The 25,573-nt window shown below is 65.4% G+C and carries 19 protein-coding genes, 4 other RNA genes and 2 pseudogenes; 12 read left to right on the forward strand and 13 right to left on the reverse strand.

Annotated elements, in window-relative coordinates; all coding sequences use genetic code 11:
* Positions 1-73 precede the first annotated feature (73 nt).
* Positions 74-150: non-coding RNA, sX9 sRNA (locus ACZZ0O_RS09235), on the reverse strand.
* A gap of 98 nt (positions 151-248) precedes the next feature.
* On the opposite strand from ACZZ0O_RS09235, the pseudogene ACZZ0O_RS09240 reads away from it, so the two are divergent.
* Positions 249-1,670: pseudogene (locus tag ACZZ0O_RS09240) on the forward strand (GAD-like domain-containing protein); the annotation flags it as partial.
* A gap of 5 nt (positions 1,671-1,675) precedes the next feature.
* Here the strand turns inward: ACZZ0O_RS09240 and ACZZ0O_RS09245 are convergent.
* Positions 1,676-1,751: non-coding RNA, sX9 sRNA (locus ACZZ0O_RS09245), on the reverse strand.
* Positions 1,752-1,876: 125 nt separating this feature from the next.
* Positions 1,877-2,968 carry a DUF1615 domain-containing protein gene (locus ACZZ0O_RS09250; RefSeq protein WP_463590611.1) on the reverse strand — a complete coding sequence of 364 codons (1,092 nt, stop codon included), beginning with the start codon at positions 2,966-2,968 and terminating at the stop codon, positions 1,877-1,879.
* 658 nt (positions 2,969-3,626) lie between these two features.
* On the opposite strand from ACZZ0O_RS09250, the gene ACZZ0O_RS09255 reads away from it, so the two are divergent.
* From ACZZ0O_RS09255 to ACZZ0O_RS09270, 4 genes are all read left to right on the forward strand, one after another.
* Positions 3,627-5,495 (forward strand): diguanylate cyclase domain-containing protein, encoded by a 1,869-nt coding sequence (locus ACZZ0O_RS09255; protein ID WP_463592430.1) that lies wholly within the window; start codon positions 3,627-3,629, stop codon positions 5,493-5,495.
* 143 nt (positions 5,496-5,638) lie between these two features.
* A complete protein-coding gene (locus tag ACZZ0O_RS09260) occupies positions 5,639-6,091 on the forward strand; it encodes an Rrf2 family transcriptional regulator (protein ID WP_463590612.1) in 453 nt (150 codons plus the stop codon).
* A 103-nt stretch (positions 6,092-6,194) separates the two neighbouring features.
* The gene (locus ACZZ0O_RS09265; RefSeq protein WP_463590613.1) at positions 6,195-7,094 is read left to right on the forward strand and encodes an NAD(P)/FAD-dependent oxidoreductase; all 900 of its coding nucleotides are present in this window, start codon (positions 6,195-6,197) and stop codon (positions 7,092-7,094) included.
* Positions 7,095-7,230: 136 nt separating this feature from the next.
* A non-coding RNA gene (locus ACZZ0O_RS09270) (sX9 sRNA) lies at positions 7,231-7,306 on the forward strand.
* Positions 7,307-7,310: 4 nt separating this feature from the next.
* On the opposite strand, the gene ACZZ0O_RS09275 is transcribed toward ACZZ0O_RS09270, so the two are convergent.
* Entirely contained in the window at positions 7,311-7,853 is a 543-nt protein-coding gene (locus ACZZ0O_RS09275; protein ID WP_115512659.1) for a hypothetical protein, read from the reverse strand.
* A 308-nt stretch (positions 7,854-8,161) separates the two neighbouring features.
* Here ACZZ0O_RS09275 and ACZZ0O_RS09280 point away from each other — a divergent pair, with 308 nt between their 5' ends.
* Positions 8,162-8,491 carry a hypothetical protein gene (locus ACZZ0O_RS09280; RefSeq protein ID WP_463590614.1) on the forward strand — a complete coding sequence of 110 codons (330 nt, stop codon included), beginning with the start codon at positions 8,162-8,164 and terminating at the stop codon, positions 8,489-8,491.
* 146 nt (positions 8,492-8,637) lie between these two features.
* On the opposite strand, the gene ACZZ0O_RS09285 is transcribed toward ACZZ0O_RS09280, so the two are convergent.
* Positions 8,638-9,171 (reverse strand): hypothetical protein, encoded by a 534-nt coding sequence (locus tag ACZZ0O_RS09285; RefSeq protein ID WP_463590615.1) that lies wholly within the window; start codon positions 9,169-9,171, stop codon positions 8,638-8,640.
* Positions 9,172-9,237: 66 nt separating this feature from the next.
* Positions 9,238-10,158 (reverse strand): class I SAM-dependent methyltransferase, encoded by a 921-nt coding sequence (locus ACZZ0O_RS09290; protein ID WP_463590616.1) that lies wholly within the window; start codon positions 10,156-10,158, stop codon positions 9,238-9,240.
* A 408-nt stretch (positions 10,159-10,566) separates the two neighbouring features.
* On the opposite strand from ACZZ0O_RS09290, the gene ACZZ0O_RS09295 reads away from it, so the two are divergent.
* Positions 10,567-11,442, forward strand: coding sequence for a DMT family transporter (locus ACZZ0O_RS09295; RefSeq protein ID WP_055850474.1), 876 nt, complete (start codon positions 10,567-10,569; stop codon positions 11,440-11,442).
* 135 nt (positions 11,443-11,577) lie between these two features.
* Here the strand turns inward: ACZZ0O_RS09295 and ACZZ0O_RS09300 are convergent, their stop codons facing one another.
* Positions 11,578-12,348: a transporter substrate-binding domain-containing protein gene (locus tag ACZZ0O_RS09300; RefSeq protein ID WP_463590617.1), complete on the reverse strand. Its 771-nt coding sequence runs from the start codon at positions 12,346-12,348 to the stop codon at positions 11,578-11,580.
* Between the two features lie 304 nt (positions 12,349-12,652).
* On the opposite strand from ACZZ0O_RS09300, the gene ACZZ0O_RS09305 reads away from it, so the two are divergent.
* Positions 12,653-12,868 carry a hypothetical protein gene (locus ACZZ0O_RS09305; RefSeq protein WP_463590618.1) on the forward strand — a complete coding sequence of 72 codons (216 nt, stop codon included), beginning with the start codon at positions 12,653-12,655 and terminating at the stop codon, positions 12,866-12,868.
* A gap of 438 nt (positions 12,869-13,306) precedes the next feature.
* Here the strand turns inward: ACZZ0O_RS09305 and ACZZ0O_RS09310 are convergent, their stop codons facing one another.
* A complete protein-coding gene (locus ACZZ0O_RS09310) occupies positions 13,307-15,079 on the reverse strand; it encodes an expansin EXLX1 family cellulose-binding protein (RefSeq protein ID WP_463590619.1) in 1,773 nt (590 codons plus the stop codon).
* A gap of 216 nt (positions 15,080-15,295) precedes the next feature.
* Between ACZZ0O_RS09310 and ACZZ0O_RS09315 the strand changes: the two genes are divergently transcribed.
* Positions 15,296-15,532 carry a hypothetical protein gene (locus ACZZ0O_RS09315; RefSeq protein WP_463590620.1) on the forward strand — a complete coding sequence of 79 codons (237 nt, stop codon included), beginning with the start codon at positions 15,296-15,298 and terminating at the stop codon, positions 15,530-15,532.
* Between the two features lie 117 nt (positions 15,533-15,649).
* A complete protein-coding gene (locus tag ACZZ0O_RS09320; protein ID WP_055850483.1) occupies positions 15,650-16,561 on the forward strand; it encodes a CorA family divalent cation transporter in 912 nt (303 codons plus the stop codon).
* 173 nt (positions 16,562-16,734) lie between these two features.
* Here the strand turns inward: ACZZ0O_RS09320 and ACZZ0O_RS09325 are convergent.
* A non-coding RNA gene (locus ACZZ0O_RS09325) (sX9 sRNA) lies at positions 16,735-16,810 on the reverse strand.
* A 51-nt stretch (positions 16,811-16,861) separates the two neighbouring features.
* Positions 16,862-17,560 carry an AIM24 family protein gene (locus ACZZ0O_RS09330; RefSeq protein ID WP_115552864.1) on the reverse strand — a complete coding sequence of 233 codons (699 nt, stop codon included), beginning with the start codon at positions 17,558-17,560 and terminating at the stop codon, positions 16,862-16,864.
* A 205-nt stretch (positions 17,561-17,765) separates the two neighbouring features.
* Here ACZZ0O_RS09330 and ACZZ0O_RS09335 point away from each other — a divergent pair, with 205 nt between their 5' ends.
* Complete coding sequence (locus ACZZ0O_RS09335) at positions 17,766-19,865, forward strand: NHL repeat-containing protein (protein WP_463590621.1); 2,100 nt, start codon at positions 17,766-17,768, stop codon at positions 19,863-19,865.
* A gap of 469 nt (positions 19,866-20,334) precedes the next feature.
* On the opposite strand, the gene treA is transcribed toward ACZZ0O_RS09335, so the two are convergent.
* On the reverse strand, positions 20,335-22,008 hold the full coding sequence (treA, locus tag ACZZ0O_RS09340) for an alpha,alpha-trehalase TreA (RefSeq protein ID WP_463590622.1): 1,674 nt from the start codon (positions 22,006-22,008) through the stop codon (positions 20,335-20,337).
* Between the two features lie 480 nt (positions 22,009-22,488).
* Positions 22,489-22,903 (reverse strand): annotated as a pseudogene (locus ACZZ0O_RS09345) (DUF72 domain-containing protein); the annotation flags it as partial.
* Between the two features lie 185 nt (positions 22,904-23,088).
* Here ACZZ0O_RS09345 and ACZZ0O_RS09350 point away from each other — a divergent pair.
* A complete protein-coding gene (locus tag ACZZ0O_RS09350; protein WP_463590623.1) occupies positions 23,089-24,105 on the forward strand; it encodes a hypothetical protein in 1,017 nt (338 codons plus the stop codon).
* Positions 24,106-24,489: 384 nt separating this feature from the next.
* Here ACZZ0O_RS09350 and ACZZ0O_RS09355 read toward each other — a convergent pair whose 3' ends face one another.
* Positions 24,490-25,407, reverse strand: coding sequence for a GAF domain-containing protein (locus ACZZ0O_RS09355; protein WP_055850497.1), 918 nt, complete (start codon positions 25,405-25,407; stop codon positions 24,490-24,492).
* Positions 25,408-25,573: the final 166 nt, after the last annotated feature.

The following is a 25,573-nucleotide window of genomic DNA, read 5'->3' on the forward strand; positions in this document are numbered from 1 at the left end:
CGGGAATGTCACGCTATGCACTACGCTTCTCGGCGTCCACACAGGACCATGCGGCACGATCTGGGTTTAGAGCGGCTAACGAAACGTAGCGAGCAGTCGTCAGATGGGTGCGGATGGCGCGCTCAGAACCGGAGTGTACGCGTGGACCATGCCACACCGAGCACCGGCCGCGCCCGTCTGGCGGTGAGCACAGTCGTTTTGTTCGCTGCTCTTACTGACCGCATGAAACGTTGACTGGAGGCCTTCTGATGTCATGGTTCCGCCGCTTGGCACTGTCCCCCTTTATCAAGGCACACCCGCCGCGCAAGACGCAGCCTGCCCCCGCGGATCTGATTGCCGCCTATGCGCCGGTGCTGCCTGCCAGCCTGCTTGAACTCTGGCGCCAAAAAGGACTGGGGCACTATGGCGACATGCAACTCGCGCTGATCGACCCCCGGCAATGGCAACTGGTGCTGGATCGCTGGATCGTCTCGCCATCCGATGCGGTGCGGCGTATTCCGATCGCGCTCACCCCCTTCGGCGCGCTGCTGTACTACCGCAAGCTGACCGCCACCGACGAAGACGTGGTCTACCTGGACCCGGTCTCCAAAGCCGCCGCTGACCTGAGCTGGAGCCTGGACGACTTCTTCAACCAGTCCCTGTGCGAGGCGGAATTCTGTGACTCCCTGATCCCCTCCGATCTGCTTGCCGCCGCGCGCAAAGAGTGCGGCCCGCTCGCTGCGGGCGAGGTCTACGAGATCGATCAGATGCTGTTTTCGATGCAGATGTTGCGGGTCAACAAGGTCGATGCGTTGGCGCTGCACGCCCGGCTTCGCGATGCTGTCGACGGCCCTGCAACTGTCGCCGATGCACCGACGACCAATGGCGACGCATTGCCCGCAGAGCAGCGCTCTCTGTTCGAGGGCATCTTCAACGAGACACAGTCCAGCAACGACCTGCACGACGTGTACCTGTCGTCTTACATCGACTGGCATCGCATGCTGGCGCTCGAGCCCAACGGCCAGTATCGCCTGCTGTTCTGGAAAATCGATCATCGCAGTCTTGCACGCACCAATGTACGTGCGTATGCGGGCCGCTATGCGGTGACGCATACCGAGATGGGCGACGAACACGTGACGCTGGACATCCGGTTGCGGCCCGACTCGAGTGGGAGCGATGCCAACGATTCGCAGCTGGTGGTCATGCGCTCGGGGACCGACATGTTCCTGCTGCGCGCCGACGAGCTGGCAGACATGGCAACGGCCATGGATGGCTCGAACACGCTGGGCCGCAGCGAGTATTACTTTCGCAAGGTGAGGTTGAGCGATGCATTTGTCGAGGAGCCATCCGATGGACGCGCTGCGCCGCCGCTTGCCGATCTTCCACGCGCGTTACAGCAACGGGTGAATGCCGAAGCGATTATCGCCACCATCACCCATGTGGACGACGTCGACCCCGACGCTGAAGACGACGGCGCCGGCACCGTCATGTGCACACTGGACCGAGGCCAGGACGACGGGCTGCGCATGAACATGCCGCTGCGCTCGCCGCCAGACACGGGGCGTGCCCTGTCTGGCTGGGTCTGGGAGATGCACCCTGCAGCCTGTCGGGTCGGCATCAACTATCAACGCGGTCGCGATGGCAAGGTGGAAGATGGTCCTGTTGTCGGCGATGTGTTGAGCAGTCGCCTAAGAGCGGCTAACAAAACGTAGCGAGCAGTCGTCAGGTGGGTGTGGACGGCGCGGAGGAACCGGAGTGTACGGGTGGTACATGAGGATTCCGAGCACCGGCCGCGCCCGCCTGGCGGCTGCACAGTAGTTTTGTTAGCTGCTCTAAGTGGGGAATGAGATGCCGGTGCGCAGCGCAGGCACTGCGCGCAGCGCGGCAAATCAGTCGCTTACTTACTCATGCAGCGCGTCCAACGCTCGTTGACCCGTTGCGCAAACCAGGCGGTGGTGAGCGTGCGGGTGATCTTGGGGCTGTCCAGGGTGATGCCCGGCAGCACCGCGCGCGGCAAGGCCTTGCCGGCGCTGCGATCGGCCAGCGCGAACACCTGGCGATACAGGGCGCTTTGTTCGAACTCCAGCGTGTTGCCGGCTTCCAGCGCACTGCGGATCTGGCGGTCGCTCATCGCCAGCTGGCTGCCCAGCGAGCGCACCGCGCGCTCGGTGCCACCGGGTGACTCCAGGCTGGCGCCGGGCGTGAGCAGGTCGCCGTCCAGTGCGAGCGCAATGCCGCTGGCCTTGCTCAGTGCGGCCTGAAACGCGGCATTGCGGCTGGCATACCAACCGGCGTTGAAGTCGGCGAAGCGATACAGCAGCGCATCGTAGGTGGCGGGGTAGCCCAGCAGATGGGTGGTGCCGAACCACAGCCCGCCACGGCGGCTGAACACCTCGTGGCGGACCGAGCTGTCGGGCGGATACGGGTAGCGCGCTGCATGTTGTTCTGCAAAAGCGATGCTCACCTGCATCGGCCCGGCGGTATGCACCGGATTGAGCCCGTCGAACAGGCGCGCGCCCAGCGGCACGCTGCCGGTGAAGTCTTCGAAGATGCGGCTCAGTTCCTGCTCGGTACGCGCCGCGGCGATACGGGTGGCGTAACTGCGGCCATCCGGCGAAGTGATGCGCAGGGCGGCATCGACCATGAAAGCCGGGATGTGGTGTGCGCTGGCGCGGCGGTCGATTTCCGCGCGCGAGATCTTGCCCAGGTTGGGCACCGCGGGGTTTGCCTGGTAAGTCGATTCCTGCTCGGTCACCGCCAGCACGGCGCAGATGTGCTCGGCGCTGGTGTCCAGTGCCTGCGACGATAGCGCGACATACACATCGTTGGCCCAGCCGCTGCGATCGGGCAGGTTGGCCGGCAGGCGCCGTGCGATATCGGCCTTGACCGCCTCCGGCGAGCGCTGCGGCGCACGCGGCGCCTGGGTGGCGCAGGCCGACAGCAGCGCGATGGCGATCAGGGTGAGCAGGCGGGGCAGGGGCAAGGTCACGGCGTCTCCAGACGATCAGGGGTGGCAGCTGCCGTGCCGGAGTTTACGTGGCCGCGCCGTGGCGTCCGTCATGTGGCTGCCAAGCGGCGGAAGGCCGCGTGCTGTGGCGTGGCCATCGTCGCCAGACCGTGGCGCCGGGTATGGCATCGGCATCGCCATCGCCATCGCCATCGCGTGCGGCAGCAAGCCCGCATCGATCCCAAGCGCTCGTCCCACATCCACTGCGGCCCACGCAGCGCTTGCAGGCACGCAGCGCTGGCAGGACGGCCACCTGGGACTGCGCGTCGCAAACCAACAGCGCGCCCACTCGCAACGCCGTTGCATCCCGGGCGCCGAACGCCTGCCCGCTCGGCCTGCCGGCCACCGCGCGCGCCCAACTGCGTCATCCAGCTGATTCAAGACTTGCGCATCCCGGCCGATAACGGGCTCGACCATCAAAAGCGATCACGGCGTCTGCCGTGTCCGCCGGTCATCCTTGCAGCCGTACGACATCGAGCGCGCGCATTGCCGTGCAGCTCACGCGATTCCACCGCTGTCCGACCACGGGAGTGCCTTCAGATGCCGCAGCAAACAGCTAGCCCCGGCCAGGTCAGGTGCAGTGCCGTGGAGAGCGTGCGCATGCAGTGTGGTCCACCCTCCCCGTGATACGTCAATGAGCATGCCTGCGATGGTCTGGCGCCGCCTGCTCGCTGCGTGCTTGTTGTTGTCGTTCGGCGTTGTGGCCTGGGCGCAGCCGCAACCCTGGAAAACCATTGAATTGGCCACGCTCGACGACCCGATGCGGGCGTTGCAGATGTCCAAGCGTGCGCTGCAACAGGCCCGCGTCGATGGCGACCGCGATGCGCAGTTCTGGGCGCTGTTGGCGCAGTCGCGCGTGTTGATCTCGCTGGAAGACAGCGAGGCGCGCCTGGCCGCGCTCACCGAGGCCCACGGCCTGCTGGACCAATTGCATGGCAATGTGGCGCAGGCGCAGTTGTGGCTGGACATCGTGCAGGCGCTCAGCGACGTGCGCGGAAACCCCAATCGCAGCATGGTGGCGCGGCTGAATGGCTTACGTCAGCAGGCGCGCGCACTGCGGCGCAGCGATCTGTTGTGCGAAATAGAAGCGGTCGACATGTGGAGCATGCTGGCCTCCGGCAGCAGCGACGAGGCCTGGAGCGCCGCGCAGACCAGCTACCAATGCGCCGTGCGCGAACACCTGCTCAGCGTTGAGCTGGATGGCCTGACCCAGCTGGGGTCGTTGGCCAGCCGCGTCGCAGGCCGCGTGGCCGACGACAACGATGCGCAGGATTACCTGCAGCGCGCCCTGGCGCGCCTGCACGACCAACCAGCGCGCTTTCAGCGCAGCCTGATCGAATACGAATACGGTGCCACGCTGGCAGTGCAGCAACCCGCCGCCGCATTGCTGCACTTCCGGCGCGCGCTGGCGCTCAGCCGCGAGCTGGACGATCAGGCCGGCGTGGCGGCAGCGCTGACCAGCGCCAGCGAAGCCTTGATCAAGACCGGCGATGCCGCAGCGGCGCTGGCGATGGCGCGCGAGGCGCTGCCGTTGATGCAGGCGCAGGGCAATATCGGCCGGGTGGCCGCCTGCCACGCCATCCTGTTGCAGGCCCTGACCGCGCTGCAGTCGTCCAGCCTGGGCAGCGCGATCGTCGCGGCCAAAGCGGCCGACGACCCGAACCTGACCTTGAGCGGGCGTGCGGAGTTGGTCGATGCCATCGCTCAGGCGCTGGCGGTGGAAGGGCGTTATGCCGAGGCCTACCAGGAGCTGCAGCGCGCCAACGCGCTGCGCGCGCAGAATCTTGACCGCCAGCGCGACACGGTGATGCTGCGGCTGCAGGCCCGCTATGAAGACGCGCGGCGCGAGGCGGAAAATGCCGAGCTGCGCAGACGCAGCGAAACCGCGCAGCTGGCATTGCAGGCGCGCGAAGCCGGTCAGCGCGCCTTGTGGATCGCGCTGTGCGCTGCGTGCCTGCTGCTGGTGGGTGCGTTGATCGTGCTGGCGTTTGTCGCACGCCATCGCCGACAACTCTCGCGGCTGGCCATGCGCGATGAACTCACCGGCCTGCCGAACCGACGCGCCATCCGCGCCGAAGCGCAGCAACAGATCGACCATGCCCTGCGCACCCACACGCCCTGCATGCTGGCGCTGATCGACCTGGATCACTTCAAGCTGATCAACGATGTGCACGGCCATGCCAGCGGCGATGCGGTGCTCACCGCGCTGGCCAATGCCTCGCTGCTGGCATTGCGCGCCCAGGATCGCCTGGGACGGCTGGGCGGCGAAGAATTCCTGCTGGTGCTGCCGGGCTGCGGTGCGGACGAAATTCCGGCGGTGTTCGCGCGGTTGCGCACTGCGGTGGCGGCGATCCAGATCCCTGGCTTGCCCGCAGAACAGCCGGTGCGGTTCTGCATGGGCGCGGTGAGCGTGACCCCGGCGGCAGGACTGGACGTGCTGTTGAGCCAGGCCGATCTGGCGCTGTATGCCGCCAAGACCGCCGGGCGCGATCAATGGGCGGTGTGCTGAGCCTGCGGCGCACCGTTTGAATCTGCGCTGCGACAATTGCGTAACGCTACGGCACAATCCAGGTGTGACGACGGCATGCCGTCCCTCTGACCCGATCGAGCGAAGCCGAAGACCGCGTGCGAACCGATAGCCGCCTTTCCCGCATGTTGCATGTGCTGTTGCACATGGCCAGAAGCGCGCAACCGATGACCTCCGAGCAGATCGCCAGCATGCTGTCGACCAATGCGGTAGTGGTGCGCCGGACCATGGCCGGGTTGCGCAGCGCCGGTTACGTGCAATCGAGCAAGGGACACAACGGGGGTTGGCAGATCGCCTGCGATCTGGCCCAGGTGACGCTGCTGGATGTGCATCGCGCAGTCGGCGGCCCGCATCTGTTCGCGATCGGTGCCGATCATCCCAACCCGCAGTGCGCGGTGGAGCGCGTGGTCAACGCGGCGATTGCCGATGCACTGGCCGAAGCCGAGGCATTGCTGCTGCAGCGCCTGGGCAGCGTGACCCTGGCCGCACTGGCCAGCGAGTTCGACAGCCTGTGCAGCGCTGGCGCGCCACCTGCCGGCAAGGCCACCGGCAAGCGCAAGCGCACGCAGCAGCGCTGAACTACGGCAGCAGTGTGTCGCGCATCGGTGGGTGCGGTAGTGAGTTGCTTGTCTTTTCATGTAACATCTAAAAGTACATAAAGCGATACAGCGGGGAGACGCTATGCAGCATGAGGTCATCATCATTGGAGGTAGTTACGCGGGGCTGTCGGCCGCACTGCAATTGGCGCGCGCGCGGCGCACCGTCCTGCTGGTGGACAGTGGCCAGCGACGCAACCGGTTTGCCGCCACCTCGCACGGCTTTCTGAGCCGCGATGGGGCATCGCCTGCGCAGATCGCCGATGAGGCGCGAACCCAGGTGCTCGCCTATCCCAGCGTGCAATGGGCCGATGGAACGGTGGCGCAGCTACGCGGCCAGGCGGATGCATTCGAAGTCACGCTTGCCGACGGCAGCGTCCACACCGGGCGGCGGCTGATTCTGGCAATGGGCATGGTCGACCGTTTGCCTGCGCTTGCAGGCCTGGCAGAACGGTGGGGCCGGCAGGCGTTCGTGTGCCCGTACTGTCATGGCTACGAGCTGCAGCAGGGACGCATCGGCGTCGTGGCGACAACGGCGTTTGCCGCGCACCAGGCCAGCATGTTGCCGGATTGGGGTGCAACCCAATTGTTCTTGAACGACACGCTGGTGTTGGATCAGGCCCAACACGCGCAACTTCAGGCGCGCGGCGTGCAGTTGGTGAACGGCGCGGTGACGGCGCTGCAAGGCGAGGGCGACACGCTTGAATTGGTACTGCGAGACGGACAGACCTTTGCGCTGGAAGGGGTGTTCATCACCCCGCAGACCGAGATCAGTCCGTTGGTGGCACAGCTCGGATGCGCTACCAGCGACGGGCCATTGGGCAGCCATCTTGCCGTGGACGCGATGCAAGCCACCACCGTGCCGGGAGTGTTTGGCTGCGGCGACATCGCCAGCCCGGCGGCGTCGGTGGCATTTGCTGTTGCCAGCGGCGCCATGGCCGGTGGCGCGACCCATCGCACGCTGATGTTCGGTTTGCACCACTGATCGCTGACGCGACCATCGGTCACCTGCGCAGGCCATGCTGACCTGCGCGGCGACCGATGGCCGCAGGTGTTCTTGGAGCCGCCAACAAACCGACTGTGCTCACCGCCAGGCGGGTGCGGCCGGTGCTCGGTGCGGCATGTACCACGCGTACACTCCGGTTCCTCCGCGCCGTCCACACCCGCCTGACGACTGCTCGCTAGGTTTTGTCAGCCACTCTTAGCGGGATTCGCGCAGCGGAATCTTGTGCTCGGTGGAATACGCGCGCTGTGCGGTATTCAAGGCTTCCATATCGGTGTTGAGCTGAGTGGAGACCGCTTCCAGATCTTTGGCCAACGGCTCCAGTTCGGCGTTGGTGTAGCCATTGGGCAACGCGGCGACGCGCTCCAGCGCGGCCATCATCGCGTCGGCGCTCTTGAGATACGCCGACAGTTTGGTGTCCAGGTCCTTGGCGTTGTCCGGCACGCCCGAGGCCATGGCGGTATTGGCCTGCGCATTGGCAGCCAATGCCTTGCGCTGGCTGCCCAGTGCGGTCTTGTAGCTGTCCAGCGGCTTGTGCGCGACGGCATCGGTGATCAGGCTCTGCCCGCGATCGCCCGACACCCACGGGTCGATGATGGTCACGGCGCCGTTCCAGACCGACACGTTGTGCAGCAGGTAATCGCTGGAAGAGAGCTTGGATGCGCCGGAGGTGACGCCGCCGCCGCACGCCGAAAGCAGCAGACCGAGAGAGACAAGCAAAAGGGTGGTGAACGTCTTCAAAGGGAGATCCTTGATACAACGCGGTTGCCATGCAGTGGCAAACCCGCAGTAACTCAAGGAAGCGTCCGGACATCGGCATCGCGGTGTTGCAGGCCATCTTCCTTGAGACGAATGCAGCGTGGTGCGTTCCATGCACGCGGTCGCGTGCGCTGCATCATCAGTATAGCGGCACACCTTGTGCAAGCACGTTGTAACGACAGGTCAGTGGCGGCGCGTATCGCTGCCAACACGCACAGACAACCGTCAACGGACGCGTCGCCTGCGCTGCCCCACGTACACTGCGCGCCCCGCAACGGTCTGGAATCAGCGTGAAAAAGCGTCGTACTGCCTCGCCACCGGCGCCCACGCGTGCGGACTCGACCATCCAGACATGGCTGGTGCGCGCAGTGGTGCTGGCGGTGGCGATCGCTTGTGTTGGACGGCTCTGGCTGCTGCTGGATGCGGTCTTCAAGCAGCGCTATGTCAGCGTCATCCGCGGTCGCCCGACCAGGATCTTTTATGCCGACAGCGACCCGCAGCGATTCTGGATATCCATCGGCTGGGATGCCGCGTTGACCGGCACGCTGTTGGCACTCATCGTCTGGTTCGCTTATGCGGGCTGGAAGTCGCATCGCCATCACCGCCGTCAACGCCGGTGATCGTCCCGCCAGCACGCGCCTGCACGTGACGTGTCGGATGCAGTGATGTGTTGCAGGGATGCATGCATCTGTTGGCGGTGGCAACCAGTGCGACGTGCGAACGCGGCAGGTGCGTTGCCGCAGCGCACACGTGCATGTCGCCGCCCTTAGGGCGTGCGTTGCCTGCGCGCAGGTGGTTGCGCGTCGCGTTTGGGCCAGATGTCGTAGCTGTAGACAAATTGCTTCTGATCGGCACCAGCGGTGGGATCGCAATGCCACGAGCTGGCAACGATGCCTGGCTCCAGCACCCCATCGACCTCGCGCACCGCTTGCGACTCGAATGCGCAGATGGGCCCATCGCGTGCGACGTCCCAATCTGCGCGCGCGGTCGGGCGCGCATGCTGCACCAGCACGATGTCGCTGCCATTGAAGTGGTGGACCTGCGCGCCGTGCTCACGGTTGATGCTGAAGTAGCACGGGGCGTGCACACCCAGTGGCAGCACAGCGTCGTCGCGCAACACGGCGCATTTACCATCGCGCTCGCCCAGCCGGATCAGTCGCCCCGCCAACGTTGCCGTGGTCACCGGATACCGCGTGGTGACGTCCGACATGGGCTGTGCCGGCGCAGTCTGCGCACAGGCCGGCGCGCACAGCGCCATCAACAACGCGGCCAAAGAGAAAGTACCGATGCGAGTGCGCATGCAACGTCCGTGTTGAGGGCGGTGCAGTATCGCAGATCCGCCCGGCGGCATTGCCGGGCGAGGAGACTAGCGCCGCACAGGCAGGGTGGCGAGCACGCCATCCAGCGCGAGTTGGGCGGCGAAGCCGGCCTTGGTCAGTCGCTTGGCCACTTCATTGGGCACATCGCGCCCGCTGGTGAGTTTGTTGGGTGCGCCGGTGTAATGAAACAGCCGCCCGCCACGGCGCAGCACGCGCGCCAGGTGATCGTAGAACACCTGCGAATACAGTTCGCCGGCAATACCGAAACGCGGCGGGTCGTGCAGGATGGCGTCGACCGAATCGTCCGCCAGCATGGCGATCTGCTGCGACACGTCGGCATGCGTGAGATGCAGGCGCCCGCCGGCATCGGCCGCCTCCGGATTCGGCGACCAGGGGTTGAGCGTGCGTAACCACAGCACGTCGGCGTTCTTTTCGAAGGAAAGCAACTGCGCCACGCCGTCTTCCAGCGCGCAGGCCGCGAAGTATCCAAGGCCACCGCAGGTGTCCAGCACGATCTTGCCGCGCGGGTTCACCAGCGCCACCTTGCGGCGCGCATCCTCGAACGGCGAGATCTGCGCAGACGGCAGCATCTTGATGCCATCGATCTCGAAGGTGGGCGCCCCCCATTCGGTGGGCACCAGTTTGATCAGCGCACTGCCAAAGCGCGAGATCGGCGCGAAATCATCGCCTCCCCAGAAATACACCGTGCGGTCCTTGAGCTTGCCCGGATAGGGGAAGCCCATGCCGCGCCACTGCCAGGTCTGTGCATCGAGCTGCACGCTATCGCTGCTGCGGCCCAGATCCAGCGACCCGGTCCACGTGGCGAGACCGGCGCTGCGTGCTGCCAGCAGCGCCTGGGCATCGGGAAGGGTGAGCAACGGTCCGGAATAGTGGGTCACGTGGTCGCTATGTTGTCGCTTGCCGCCGATGGCGGCGTGTCGAATGAAGAGAGGATGGGCGCAAGGCATCGTAACCGACGGCGCCACGAGTTAAAAACGCAGTGGGGCATGCGCGATGCAGCCCCACGGTTGCCGGCGCTGGCCGGGGAGCGGGCGACCCATGCGCCCGGCTTGGCCCAGCGATGATGGCCCCGGCTTGCGATGACGGCAGTCGCGCGCAAGGACCTCGCGCCTGCGCAGCCCTGGCGCGAACTCCGCCCAGGATCTGTGAAACGTGTTCTTGCCAACAGACCGCTGTCTGTCTGGCCGCGGGGTGCGGTTCGGCGCGTGAGCCAGCAGTGCTGGCAGGATCGAGCTTGGAGGCGTTGTGAGCCGGTCGCGGGATTCTCCGGCCAGCAGGCTGCAGGCGCACTGCATAATGCGTCGGTTCCCCGCGCTTCTTCCGCTAGGGGTGTCATCGAATTCAAGAGGCGCGTGATGCTCAAAGGTGTGCTGCTCGGTTTTGCGTGTTATGCGGCTTATTCGATCAGCGATGCCTTCGTAAAACTGCTCGAAGGAACGCTACCGGTCTACGAGGTGCTGTTCCTCGGCGCCTTGCTGATGCTGTTGGCGGTGCCGTTCCTGAAGAAGCCCGACGATCAGCTGCGCGAACTGGTCATGGCCAAGCAGCCGGCATTGTGGCTGCTGCGTGCGCTCACTGGCGCCATCGGCAATCTCACCTCGGTGATCGCCTTCACCACCTTGCCGATGGCCGAGGCATTCGCGCTGATCTTCCTGATGCCGATCTTCGTCACCGTGCTGTCGGTAGTGTTTCTCAAGGAAGAAGTCCGCTGGCGGCGTTGGACGGCGGTGATCATCGGCTTCATCGGCGTGCTGATCGTGCTGCGCCCCGGCTTTCGGCATCTCACCCACGGACACGTCGCGGCCATCGTGTGCGGCCTGGTCGGTGCGATCTCGGTGATCACCCTGCGCATGGCCGGGCATAGCGAAAAACGCTTGACGCTGTACGGTGCCGGCGTGATCGGCCCGCTGGTGATGGGCGGCATCCTGATGCTGCCGAGCTTCGTATGGCCGTCGCTGTATCAATGGGGTCTGCTGGCCGGCTACGGCCTGCTCGCGGGGCTGGCTGCCATTTGCATGATGTACGCCACGCGCTTGGCACCGGTCAGCGTGGTGGCGCCCACGCAATACAGCCAGATGTTGTGGGCGATCGCGTTCGGCTACTTTCTGTTCCACGACCATCTGGACTGGCCGATGGGCGTGGGCATCGCGCTGATTCTAGGGGCCGGCCTGTTTACCCTGATCCGCGAAGAACAGGTATCGCGCTGGTGGCGCCGCACCAAGATCGTTTGAGGGCGGCGCGGTGCGCCGCGGGAATCGGGAATGGGGAATGGGGAATCGCAACGGCGCGGCTGCGCTCGTGTCGCAGTGAGCTAAAGCACTTGCTCTTGCTCTTGCTCTTGCGATTCCCGATTCCCGATTCCCGATTCAAGGCCTCCGCCAGGCCTCAACAAGACGAACATACTCGCCGCTGGCCTTGCTCAGATGCAGCCACTGGTCGACGTAGGCTTTCCATGCCGTGTCGTCGCGCGGAAGCAGGAAGGCTTTTTCGCTGTATTGCAGCGGTTGCTCGGGAGCGATGGCGCACAGGCCGGGGAGCCGGGCTTGCTGGTACAGCGCTTCGGACGCGTCGGTGATCATGACGTCGGCGCGCTGGTCCAGCAGCTCCTGGAAGATGGTGGTGTTGTCGGCAAACAGGCGCAGCTGCGCGCGCGGTAATTCGCGCCGTGCAAAGGCTTCGTTGGTGCCGCCTGGCGGCTCGATCACGCGCACCTCGGGGCGATTGAGTTGCGCAACGCTGCGATAGCGCGCCTGGTCGGCGCAGCGCACCAGCGGGATCTTGCCGTCCACATCCAGCACCGTGCTGAAGCTGGCCTGGCGCTGCCGTTGCAAGGTCACCGAAATGCCGCCAACCGCAATGTCGCATCGGTCGGCCAGCAGGTCCGGTAGCAGTTGTGGCCAGCTGGTACGCACAAACTTGGCCTGTACGCCGAGGCTATCGGCCAGCGAGTGCGCCAGCGCGATATCGCTGCCTTCGAAGCTGCCGTCGTCGCGCAACAAGGTGTAGGGGCGATAGTCGCCGGTGGTGCACACCCGCACTACGCCGGCGTGCAGCACTGCGTCCAGGCGCGACACCGGCGTGGCGGCCTGCGCGATGCCACAGGTCAGCAGGAATACGAGCAAGATGCGACAGCGCATGGCATGGCCTCGAAGATGAGCACGCATGATAGCGATGGTCGTCAGGGCAGTGCGCTGGATCGTTGCGACGCAGACGGTGGCATGTGGTGCGTCTGCGTCTGCGCCTGAGCGCTGCTTACTGTCGGTTACCGCAGTATCCACAGAGACGAGAGGCGAACGCATTGCTGCCTGCGCTGTGCGTGGCCGCCGCGCTTCGTTGCTGAGCGACGTCAACACGGCGTTACGGCCACCACCGTCTGGATCACAACCCGGTAGCACCGCGCGGCCTAGCGTCGATGCATCACTCGAACGCACGGAGCCACCCATGCATCTCACTCCACGCACTGCACGCCCGATGAGCGCTTTTAAGGCAGGCATGTCGGCCCATGGCACCCCCGATCCGGATACGAACGGGGACGAGATCCCGGTCGAAGAGCAGCCGCCGCAACAAGGCGGCTTGCGCGAGGAGGTGGGCAATCTCGAAGAGGATGACAGCAATGCGCTGCCCGGCCGTGTTGGCGGTGGCCTTGCTGGTGGGTGAGGGCGTGATGGCAAGCTGCGTAGCCATGCTGATGGCAGGTTGAAGCGGGTCAGTTGTGCTCTGCGGGGCTAGTTGTGTTCTTGATGCGTCGCTTGCTGTGATGTCGCCAGATCAAAAAGTTTTGCGTGGAAGGCGCCTTTGCGAAGTGAGCAGGGACGACTCCGGCCACCGGCGAAAGTGCAGATGCTTCGTCCTGACTCTTTACTGCACTCCCGCATGAGTCCCCGGCCCGCGTGTGGCGCGGGCGCTCCGAGGTTTGCGAGTCAGCGGCGCAAGCAGAGGCCCCTCGCCTCGGCTGGAGAGGGGCTTCGATCGCTTCGCCGCATGTAGGTTGTGGTGCGGAGCTATGGTGAGTCACGCATTTGTGCGCGGCCATTAAGCACGCAACGGGTTAGACACCCGTTACGTCACTACGAATCCCAACTCCGGACTCCCCACTCACGGAAACTGCACACTGCCAGGCTTGAAATACGCCGGGTGGCTGCCGTCTTCGTAGAGCGCGGGAATGGTGTCGAGGATCGCCTTGCCGCGGATATCGGTGATGCGGATGGACAGCGGCTGATTACCCAGTTGTTCGCCGAGGAAATGGTTGTAATCCATCTTCTGCAGGCTCTTCCAGGTGTTGCCTTGTTTCACTTCGAACTTGACCACCGGGTAGGCGTGGTTGCGTACCTGGATCGCCGCCCACCAGCGTGAGCTGCCTTCCTTGATGCGGTACTGCACATTGCCGGTGACCGGGGCGCGCACCATCTTCCAGCTGATCGGGATGCGCCCGTCCACCATGTTGCCGATCGCCGCAAAGGCGTTGTGCGACAGGTCCAGGCCACCGGAAGCGCCTTCCGGATACAGGTCGGTGACATACACGGTGGTCTTGCCCTTGGGACCGGTCACTTCCAGATAGGCGCCGGCCATCGCGGCTTTGACACCGCCGAAGTTCAGCTGCGTCGGGTTGAGTGCGGTGATGAACGCGGTGCTCGGGATCGGATCCAGCAGCAGCGCACCGCCGGAGTAGCCGGAGCCGGTATACGTCGCGGTGCCGGTAAAGGTGCTGTCCCACGTCGTTGCCTTGCTGACATTCTTTGCGCCAGCACGCTGTGCCGATGCAGTTACCGACGCTGCAGGTGCGATGCCCCAGGCCTGATGCAACACCTGCAGCTTGTCTGCACGCGGACTGCCATCTTGCGCCAGCAGGCCGCCATTGTTGGCATTGCCCACCTCCCAGCTGCCGAGAAACGCACTGCGCAATCCGCTGTTGGCAAGATAGGCGCTGAGCGCGGTTTGCCATGCCGGGTCGCGCGGATCGCCATCGCCCAGACCACCGCCGATGCTGACCGGAACCACGGCGTGGTTGCGCGCAAATTGCCCGAAGTCGCGCTGCCACGTGGCAGGCAACGCCTGTGCAAAATCCGGCGCGGCAAACGCGTCAGCTGCATCGCGATCCGGGCCGGCCAGCTTGGGCATCAATACCAGGTGTTGCGATGCGATGCGCAGCGGCGCACAGGCCAGCGGCTGCAGATTGCTGCCAGCGGCCTTGCGTGCGGAGTCGCTGCACAGCGCATTGCTGCCGACACCTTCCACGCCCACCACCCAGCGCGGCGCCTGCGCCAGCACGGCGGTGGCTGCGCGCGCTGCAACGCGATTCCAGTCCGCCTCTGCGGCGTTTCCTGCCCAGTTGGCATTGCGATACCCGCTACTGCCAAGGTCGATGCCGATGACACCCGCGGTGTCGCGGTAGTCACGTGCCAGTCTGGTCAGGCCGCGCATCCATGCCTGCTGTTGCGTGCCCAGCTGCGGTGCACTGTCATCGCAGCGGCCATCGGCAAACGCAAACATCACCTGCATGCCGCGCTGGGATGCGGCGCGCACCACCGCATCGAGCAGCTGCGATGCAGTCAAACCGCGCAATGCCGGGTCGCCGGCAACGTCTGCAGCCGCCACTGGCGTGGGCTGTAGCGCCGCCGCGCAGATTGGCAGGCGTACGGCGTTGATGTCGGCGGCCTGCATCTGATCCAGTACCTGGGCCAGCGTACTGTCGCGCAAACCGGTAGCTGCCAGCGCAGCGCGGTCAAAACCGGGCCAGGTCACCCCGCGAATCTGCAGCGTCTGGCCTTGCGCATCGACAAGTCGGCCCTGCGGATTGACCTGCACGGCCAGCGCGGTCACGGGAGCCAGCAATGCGAGTGCGAGCAATAGATGGGTGCGAGTTTGCATGAAAGTCTCCTGGGTGGCGGCTGCGCAGGAGATCAGCAATTGCCACGCCCGGTCCGTGCGCGCAGTCAAGGAAGCGGACGGGAGTATGTATGCCACCGTGAGCAGACGGTGGCACTGGAATGGGGATCGCTGTTTGTGCGAGATGCCACACCAATGTCATCTGGCTCGGCATAGTCGTACCAGATGGCCGGCGTATGACCGGCTGCTGCCGATTGCATGACAGCCACACGCTGTAATGCTTGGATGACAGTCGGTGAACATGTGGGCCGGCAGCGTAGTGCAGCGGCGGCGCATGGCAATGCCAATGACGCCGAAGGTTTCGGCGCTCGCATCGAAGCGCACCGATGGCACATGCAACAGGCCGCGCACCGCGCGCAGGCAGCGAATCTGGTTGGCTCGCTCGATCTGTGCCGCGAAGCAAAGCAGGCTTCGCAATGCGATTCCATTGCTTGAGTGGCTGCACGTCGCCGCGATGAAGGCCACTGTCAGCTGAGCGTGCCGGTGCGATGGCGTTGACGCCGATGAGGCGGAGCCGGATGCTCGCGGCCATCCACTGTCACGGCCTGCCGCATGATCACGACCCACCCGATTGCCGGAACCCACCACGCACAAGGTTACTGGGTCGACCTGTGCCAGCCGAGTCCTCAAGAGTTGGCCGACGCCGCCAAGCAGGTAGGGTTTGCGCTGCCCGACCGTGCAGCCATCGGCGAGATCGAATTCAGCAGCCGGGTACGCCGCCAGGGCGATGTGCTGTTTCTCAATGTGCCGCGTTTCCAGGACGACGATGGCCCGACCGCGCCGCTAGGGTTTGCGCTGTCGCCGAGCATGCTGGTGACCCAGCGCGAGCAGCGCATCGGCTCGCTGGACGCGTTGGTCGCGCGGTTGGAGCACGAGCCCTGCCACAGCTCCGACGACTTGCTGCTGCGCATGTTCGATCAATTGGTCGGGCGTCTGGCAGACCGCCTGGAAGCGCTCGAAGCCCAGGTCACCGAGACCACGCGGCAGGTGTTCGACAACCCGCACACCACCAAGGATCTGGAACGCATGCTGCACCAGGTGGGTGGCATGGGCCGCCAGCTGGGCGGGCTGCACAACGCCGGGCAGGGCATGCTGCGTTTGATTACTTATCTGGACGGCGCCGCACCGGACTGGTTCGCCGCCGATGCGGCCAAGCGCATCGGAATGCTGCACAAGGACCTGACCACCTTGAGCGAATTTCAGCAGCACATGGACGACCGCATCGAGTTTCTGCTCGACAGTGTGCTGGGCATGATCAACATGGACCAGAACAATGTGATGAAGGTGATGGCGGTGGCATCGGTGGTCGGCATTCCGCCCACCGTGCTGGTCGGCATCTGGGGCATGAACTTCGCCTACATGCCCGAGCTCAAGGGGCACGATGCATATTTCTGGGCGCTGGGCGTCATCGCACTGAGCGTGGTGATTCCGCTGGCATGGTTCCGCAAGCGCGGCTGGGTGTAATGCACGCCGTTACCTCGTAGGAGCGCACCCGGGCGCGAGGGCAGTCGCGATAAACCCACATCGCGTCCAACTGCGCTTCTACAGCACATGCGCCACCAACGCACTGCGCATGCACATGAAGTGCCCAGCCACGCAACCGCGCGGCTGGGCACTCCGACATCAGCCTTTAGAGTGGCTAACAAAACGTAGCGAGCAGTCGTCAGGTGGGTGTGGACGGCGCGGAGGAACCGGAGTGTACGAGTGGTACATGAGGATTCCGAGCACCGGCCGCGCCCGCCTGGCGGCTGCACAGTAGTTTTGTTAGCTGCTCTTGGCCTGGAAGCTGGCTTCTTCGTACGGCTGCACCACCACCCAGCCTTCGCCGGCGAAGCGCATCTGCAGGCTTTCGCCCGAGCCGCGGCCGAACAGCGTGCCGATCGACACATCGGTCACCAGCTCCGGCGTCAACGTGCCCGACCACGCTACCGTGGCATTCGGGTCGGTAAACACCGGGCCGCTGGCGGCAGTCACCGGCAGGGTCAGCGGCTCGTAGTGCGAGGTGATCGCCACGATGCCGTGGCCGCTCAGGCGCACGTTGAAGAGGCCGCCGGAGAGCATGCCGGCCACTTTGCGCATCATCGTGATCTTGTGCTCGACGCCGGACTCGAATGCCAGCACATCGTTGCCGTTGACGAAGATTGCCTCGCCATTCAAACGCAGCAACGTGACCAGCTTGCCGAGGTCGGCCAGATACACGCGGCCCTGGCCTTCGGCCTTCATCAGCTGCATGCCTTCGCCGCTGACCGCTTTTTTCAGCAGGTTGCCCAGCCCCTGTTCCAGCAAACCCTCGCGGGTGAACTTGACGTTGCCAGTGCGCGCAACCATGGCGCCTGCCTTGGACCACACCATGCCATCTAGGCGCACTTCCAGCAGATGCGGGTTTTCCAGCTCGAACGGATCAGGGCTGACATCCTTTTCCTTGGAGTGGGCGAGAAATTCGTTGAGCGTGCGTACGGCCATGGGTCCATCCCTAGTACGTGAAAGAGTGCGCATGATACGCGGCCTGTGTGTCGGCAGCGCCTGCGTGCGCACGCCTGCTGCTTGCGGTTGCCGCAGGTCGACGCAGCGTTGAGTGCGGTGCCTCGGCGCACGCGTGGCACTGCGCTCAACGCTCCACGTTGCCGAACGCGTTTAAAGTGCGGTTCCTCTCACGCACGCGACTGGCATGGCAACACGACGCAAGCTGTGGATCTGTGCAGTGCTGGTAGCAACCACGACCGCAGTGCTGGCGACCTGGTGGTCGGTGCCGGTGTCAACGGCAGTGGCGCAAGTACAGGGTCCGGCAGCGACGCCGTTGGGTTGGTCGGCGCAGCTGCAGTGGGTGGCCGGCAACGGGGTGCGTGGCGCGCAGGATGGCCGCGCGGCCGACGCGCAGTTTGCCGACCCTTACGGCCTGGCGATCGATGCGCAAGGCACGCTATACATCGCCGATGCTGGCGACAACAATCGTCTCCGCACCGTACTCGCCAACGGCAGCGTGCAAACCCTTGCTGGCGGGCGGGAAGGTTTTGCCGATGGCATGGGCACGGCCGCAGCGTTCAATACGCCCTCGGGGATCGCCTTCGACACGGCCGGCAATCTGTATATCGCCGACACCGGCAATCACGCGATCCGCAAGCGCACGCCGCAAGGCGTGGTGACCACCCTCGCTGGCGACGGCAGTGCAGGGTTTCGCGATGGTGCGGCGGCGCAGGCGCGCTTCAATGGCCCGATCGGCGTGGCGGTGGATGCGCAGGCGCGCGTGTATGTCGCCGATACCTACAACGACCGCATTCGCGTCATCGAACCCGGCGGTCAGGTGCGCACGCTAGCCGGTGGCGCCTTGCCCGGCATGGCCGATGGCGTCGGCGACCAGGCGCGCTTCGATACCCCGACCGATCTCAAGGTGGATGCCCACGGTGTGGTGTGGGTGGCGGACATGCGCAACGATGCGATCCGCCGTATCGACGCCGATGGCAGCGTCAGTACCTTGGTCGGCGGCGATCCTGCCGACCTCAGCCCGCTGTTGTATCGACCGATGACACTCGCCATCACCCACGACGGCGTGCTGTACGTGGGCGATGCAAGCGGTCGCGTGTTGCAGGTGACGCGCGCCGGGCATGTGGTGACGATGAGCGGCGAGAATGTGATGCAACGCCTGTCGCGCCCGGCGGGGATTGCGGTGGATGCGCAGGGCGCGGTGTATGTCAGCGACGCGGGAAGCGCGCGTGTGCATCGGCTGGTGCCGGCAACGGCGACGAACGTTGACGATACGCCCGTGGTCGGGCCGGCCGACGCGCAGCCCTTGCCTGTCACCCAAGGCCGCTGGCCGTTGCAACCGCAGACCGGCTGGCACGAGGTGGTCGGCACGCTCGGCGAAGTGCGCGGCAACTACCAGGGACTCAGCCGCGATCATCTGCATGCGGGCCTGGATATCCGCGGCGATGTCGGTCAGACGGTCTTCGCGATTGCCGAAGCCAAGGTGTCCAGCCCCAATGCCAGTTGGGGGCTTGGGCAACTGGGCGAAGGCATGGCGCTGGACACAATCGGCTACATCCATCTGCGCGTGGGCCGCACCGCGCAAGGCAAGCCGCTGGACCCGCAACGTCTCCAGTTGGTGAGCGATGTGGACGGCAAGCCCGAACGCATGCGCGTAGTGCGCGGCACGCGATTTCGCGCCGGCGATGCGCTGGGTACGCTCAATGGCATGGCGCATGTGCATCTGACCGTTGGCGCCAACGGCTTCGAGCGCAATGCGGTGCAGCTGGGGTTTGTTGGCTACGCAGATCATGTGGCGCCGCGCATCGACAAGGTGAGCCTGCTCGATGCTGCGGGTCAGCCATTACCGGTGACCAACGGCGTGGTGCAGGTGCCGCGCGCGGCGGCGGTGCAGATCGTGGTGGAGGCCTGGGATCAGGTGGATCGCAATCTGCCGCGGCGCCGGCTGGGGCTGTACGCACTGGGCTACCAGGTGCTGGATGCGCAGGGCGTGGCATTGCCGGGCGAGGCCGCGCCGCGCATGACGATCGTGTTCGACCGCATGCCCGCCGATCCGGCTGCGGTACTCACCGCTTATGCGCCCGACAGCGGCATCACCGTGCATGGCAGCGCGGTGACGCGGTTCCGCTATCTGGTCAGTAACACGGTGCGCGATGGCCGTCTCGGCAACGGGCAGTGGCAGGTCGGTGCGTTGGCACCGGGCGACTACACGCTGCGCATCACCGCACGCGATTACAGCGGCAACACGGCGACGACCAACCGCGATCTGCGCGTGCGGGTGGAATGATCTGCATCGATGGCGGCGGTGATCGTCGGCCACGCGGGATGATGTGAGTGAAGTGCAGTGCAGTGCAGTGCAGTGCTTGGCGCTGGTGTCTCGCCCCGCTCTGGTGTCGCCTCGTTGATGCAGTCGCCCTGTGCACGCAGTCGCACCGCTGGCTGCCGGGTGCAGATGCTGCGTTGAACAGCACTCCGTGAAAGATGCGTGGCGCTACTGCGGCCCGCGCCGGATGCATGCCGACAACAGCCGCTGCAAGGCGTCGGAGCTCCGGCAAGCCTGCGTCTGATTGCTGGTTAGCGCCTGGGTATGCGGACTGATTCCGCGTGCAATCGCCGTTTCAAGCGATGTCGCCGCATCAAGGCGGAGAGTAGGCGCGCGTGCAGGCTCGTTGTGACAAGCATCTACTGGCCTGCTTGCGATCCACAACCCGATAGCGCCGTCATGCCGAGCATTACCCGGCATGACGACGGCACACTCAGCGTGTCGCCGCTTCCGGCTTGCGCACGCGCTTTGCAGGCGCGGTCTTGCTGTCGGTACCCGGATACAGATTCAACAGCATCAAGGTGACGCCATTGGTCCAGCCGAAGCCGTCCTGTAGTGCGTATTCGCCGCCGCCGCCGCCAGCCGCAGCGGCGTCCAGGCCGTATTTTTCGACCAGCTTGTGCTCGCGTGCGAACAGCGCCTGCACTTGGCTGAGGAAACGTTCGCCTATGGTGCGCGCCAGCGCGTCTTCGCCGTAGCGACGCAGGCCGTCCACCGCCACCCATTGCAGCGGCGCCCAGCCATTGGGCTCATCCCATTGCTGCCCGGTCTTCACCGCGGTGGTAGCCAGGCCGCCGGGGCGCAGCAGACGCGCGCGCACCACGGTGGCGGTGCGCTTGGCATGCGCGTCCGACGCCAGGCCGGCAAACAGCGGGTACAGCGCGGCGGCAGTGACCTGGTCGCTCAGCGTGCGGGTCTGCCAGTCGTAGTCGGCGTAGTAGCCGGCCGCATTCCACAGATGCGCGTCGATGGCCTGCTTGCGCTGCTGCGCCAATGCGGCGTAATCGAGCGTGCACTCGGCGCCCGGCTGCGCGCAGGCCTGGGCCAGGGTGCGCTCCAGGTGATACAGCAGGCTGTTGAGATCGATCGGGATAATGGCGGTGGTGCGGATGGTGCGCAGGTTCTGTCCATCGGCCAGCCAGCGGCTGGTGTAATCCCAGCCACTTTCGGCGCCGGCACGCAGATCGCGGTAGACCTCGGCGGCCGGGCGGTCTTTCACTTCGGCCGCGGTGCGGGTGTCGTGCAGCCAGGCTTCCGGGCGCGGCGTGTCGCGCTCGTCCCAATAGCGGTTGAGCACGCTGCCGTCGGCCAGGCGCACCGCATGGCGCGCTGCCTCGCCGGGCTTCAGCCCGTCGCCGCCCTGCATCCAGTACGCGTATTCCTTTTGCAGCTGCGGCAAGTACCGCTGATAGACCGCCTCGCCTTCCACGCCGGCTTGCAGTTCCACCATGTAGGAGAAAAACGGCGGCTGCGAGCGGCTGAGATAATAGGTGCGGTTACCGTTGGGAATATGCCCGTAGGTGTCGATCAGGTAGGCGAAGTTGTCCAGCATCTGGCGGCTGAGCGTGGTCTCGCCGCTCTTCACCAAGCCGAGCATGGTGAAGTAGGAATCCCAGTAGTACACCTCGCGGAAGCGGCCGCCCGGCACCACGTACGGGTGCGGCAGCGCCAGCAGGCTGCTGTGCGGCGGCACGTGGTTCTGGCTGCGCACCAGCTTCGGCCACAACAGATCGATGTGCTCGCGCAGCGCGGTGTCCTGGCGGATGGCGTCGGTCTGCACCGGCGGCGACTCTTCGAAATTGGCGTCCACGAACTTGCGCAGATCAAAGCCCGGGTGATCGTGCTGCGCCAGATAGTCGGCGTTGATCAGGGCCGGGTCGCGCAGCGGCAAAAAGTCGACGAAATGTTTCTGGTCGTCGAACAGCTCGCCGCTCTGCACCGCCTGGAACAGTTCCGGGTAGGCCACATCGGGTGTCGGCGGCGTGGACGCAGGCGCGTTGACGACCGGAGTATCCAGCGGCGCGGCAGTCAGCGTGCACGGCGCAACAAACATGCTCAGCGACAGGCCAAGCAGCGACGTGCAACACGGGGGCGCGGCAGAACTCATGGCATCTCCAGAACGGGCAGTGGCGTAGGGCATGGTAAACGACCAAAGTGGCGGGCGGGACTGCGTGAGATGCCGGAACGCCGACAGACTTCGCGCGGTGACAACGGGATTCAGCAAGGTGATCCGGCGCGCCGCCGCAACGAGCGCCAATCCAGGCGTATCGGCGCGGATCCAGGCAGCTTGAGTGCAGCGACGGTGCACTGAGTTAGGTGCCATCGCTGCAAGAAGCGCGCCAGTGCATGGCCAGCGGCTAGCGTTACTGCGCCGACACCGGGGGCGCCGTCAATGGAGACACTGGGGCATCCGCCGCACCCGTGGTCTGCGTGGTAGTGACCGGGCGCATGTAGGGCCTGGGCGGTGGTCACCCTGACGCGCCGGTCTGTGCGGCTGGGTCTGACGTGCGGACATGCAACAAGCATCGGCCGGCGACGACGCCGAAGCGTCGTGGCGGGTGACGCCCGGCATGCAGCGGGCACTGCCTCAGACCCACGCCCCCTGTTCTATCCCCAACAGCGCCTGCAGCCTGCGCGCGTTGGGCACGACCAGGTCGGCGGCGGTGTTGTCGAAGATCACCCAGCGTTCGGCTGGCGGCTGCCGCGCAACGTGCGGCGCAGCGCACACCGCATCGTCCAGCGCCTGCAGCGCGCGCTCGTCGTAGCTGCTGCAGTAGACGCGCGGGCTGCCATGCCAGCGCCATTAAGACGGGCCGACGCTCGTGTCCGGTGCTGCTGCCTGGGGTACTTGCGCAGGGGCGGCGGCGCAGCGCGCGATGCGGTGGCGCGTCAGCAGCGCCACCGCGGGTGGCAGGACCAATCTGGCGTGGCGCGGCTCGCAGACCACAGCGCCCTGCCAGCGCCGCCACCCGTGCATCGAAGGTGGCGCTGGGCGGCAATCGCGCACGTCAGCCGGTGAGGCGAATGGTTCAGCCCAGGCATGCGCTCAATGTGAATGGCGGCTAGTCCCTATTGAGCAGACAACGAATTTCAAACGCGCGTAAACGCCGCGCCGGCTAGATTTGCGCGCTCCGGACCGGGGTTGGTGGTGCGGTGCCCGTCTCTTCTCTTATCGGTCTCCCGCATTGTGATTACCCGCAGGAAGGAAGCGCTTGTCCCGCATGTTGCTGCAGCCGCATGCACGGGCGCCATCCTGTTTTTTCTTGCGTGTCTGTTGCTGTACATGCCGGCTCCGCGTCTGACCGTGCAGCAGGATGAAAGCCTGCAGGTGTATTTCCTGCCGCGTCCGCAGGTGACGCCACCGGCGCCGGTCGAGCCGCCGCCGCAGGAGCAGCCCAAGCGGCAACAGCGCGCCACCGCCGCTTCCGCATCGTCTGCCCGTCGTGCGCCACCGCCCACGCGCACTCCGCCGCCGCAACGCCAGGTCGCCGCCGCCAATGCGCCGGCCGATGCATCGATGGCAGCGCAGCTGTATACCCGCGAAGGCCGTCTGCGCATGCCGCTCGACACCAAGGTCGACCCGATGGCGCAAGGCGACGCAGTGCCGCCGGGCATGACCGACGCGCGGGCGCAGGCCAAGGCGCGCAACGTGATGGAGCGGGTCAACCCGGTGCAGTACCAGGACACGCGCTTTGCCAAAGATTGGAAGAGCGACGGCACGCTGGGCGATGTGGCGATGCAGGAAATGAATCGCGGCATGAAGAAGTTCAACGACATGCTCAACGGGCCGCAGACGCAGGTTGCCAAGGCAAGGCCGCCGCCGGATGTGCGCTTCAATCCTGCATTGGCCGGAAATCAGGCCGAAATGGGCAGCGAGGCCACTGGCGATGCGTACAAGGCCGCGCCGATTGCGCATGAAACCTTGCCCGACCTCAAGGGCGAAGCCAGCCGCCGCATCCGCGAGGCATTGGCAACGTTGGAACAACGTAGTGCACGCTGCGATGCGTCCAAGCGCAAATCGTTACTGTCGCCGGTCCGCACGCATCTGTCTGACCTGGAGCGTGCCGAACACGCGCTCAACAATGGTGCCGATCCGGTATTGGCTGCGCAGCTGTTGCCACGCCAGGCCGACAGCGCCTACGACCTGGCACGCCGCGCGCTGTGGTATGCCGACCGGCAATTGAAGCAGTGTGCGGTGGGGTAGGTGGGGTGTTTGCGGTGCCCCATTCCACGTTAGAGAACGTCATGCGCTTCAAGCCCCTTTCCCGCCTGCGGGAGAGCTCAAGGCGTCGGGGTAAGGGCACCGTGACAGACCGCCATCTGAGCACAGCGTAGGCATGCGCTGGAAACGCGCCAGGACGCCCCTCACCGCTCAAGCCGCGCACCCAACACTGAGTTTTACCTTGCAAAGGTGTTGTGCCCATCAGGGTGAGAACAGTTGGCTGGATCGGCCAACGGCTGGCCCCCATCCGCCCTTCGGGCACCTTCCCCCGCAGGCGGGGGAAGGCAGTCCGCCGATCGCTGCCGTGAAGCCCCTCTCCCGGCGGGAGAGGGGTTGGGGTGAGGGTACGGGCAGCGAAGCAGCGGCCTAGGCCAGACTCTGCCGGTAGCGATCCTTCTCTGCACTCAGCGCAATTTCCGCGCGTAAAAAGACCTGGCCGATCGGTTCGTCGGCGCGGGTGGCTTGCGCTTCGCCGAGTAACACCGTCAGGCCCAGCGCATGTTGCAACTGCGCGACGTCGCGCAGGTGTTGCAGCGTGCGTTCGGCATCCGGGTCGCGCAGGACGGCGATGAATTCCGCGCTGTCGGTGACCCGGTCGATGCTGTTGCCCGGCCCCTGCACCAGTGCGGCAAACGCCTGGTCGAGCTGTTGCAAGGTACGGCCGAGCAGCCGCTCGCTCTGGCGTTCTGCCAAGGCGGCCAGTTCCTGCACTTCCAGGATCACCAGCCGGTACGGAGTCTGGGTATCCGCGGCAGCGGCCGGCTGCAGGATGGCGGTGCGTTCTTGCTGCAGTGCTTCCTGACGCCCATCCAGCAGGTTCATGGTGACGCGCGCCAGCGCCTGCAATCCGGTGCGCTGGAGTTCGTTGAGCGAGCGCGGTTCGGTATCGAGCACGCACACCGTGCCTAGCGCCACGCCTTCGGTCGTCACCAACGGCATGCCTGCGTAGAAGCGTGCGCCGGTATCGCCGGTGACTACGGAAATATCGCGGAAACGTGGGTCCTGGGTCAGGTCCGGCACTTCCATCAGGTGGCCCGGGTCGCGGATGGCGTGGTCGCAAACGGCCTGGCTGCGGTCGGTCTGTTGCAACCCCAGGCCAAGTTGCGCCTTGAACCATTGGCGGTCGCGGTCTACCAACGACATCAGCGCGATAGGGGTATCGCAGAGCGATGCGGCCACCTGCACGATGTCCTGATACGTATCTTCGGGCAGGCTGTCGACGATGCGGTAACCATCGAGGACCTGCTGGCGGGAGGCTTCATCTGCCGTCGGCATCTCTTTCATCGGATCAGCCAAGCACCTGTCGAGGAGAGGGTCCAACCTTACCGGAATGGCCGATAACATGGCGTCGATATGAGGGCCGCCGCCGCCGGAAATTGACGTGCTGACGTGACGCGCGGGCTGCGGAGTGCGGACCAGGCTTAGCGGGCTGCGTCGCCACCTGCCGATG

The sequence above is a fragment of the Xanthomonas sp. AC360 genome, from assembly GCF_979258225.1.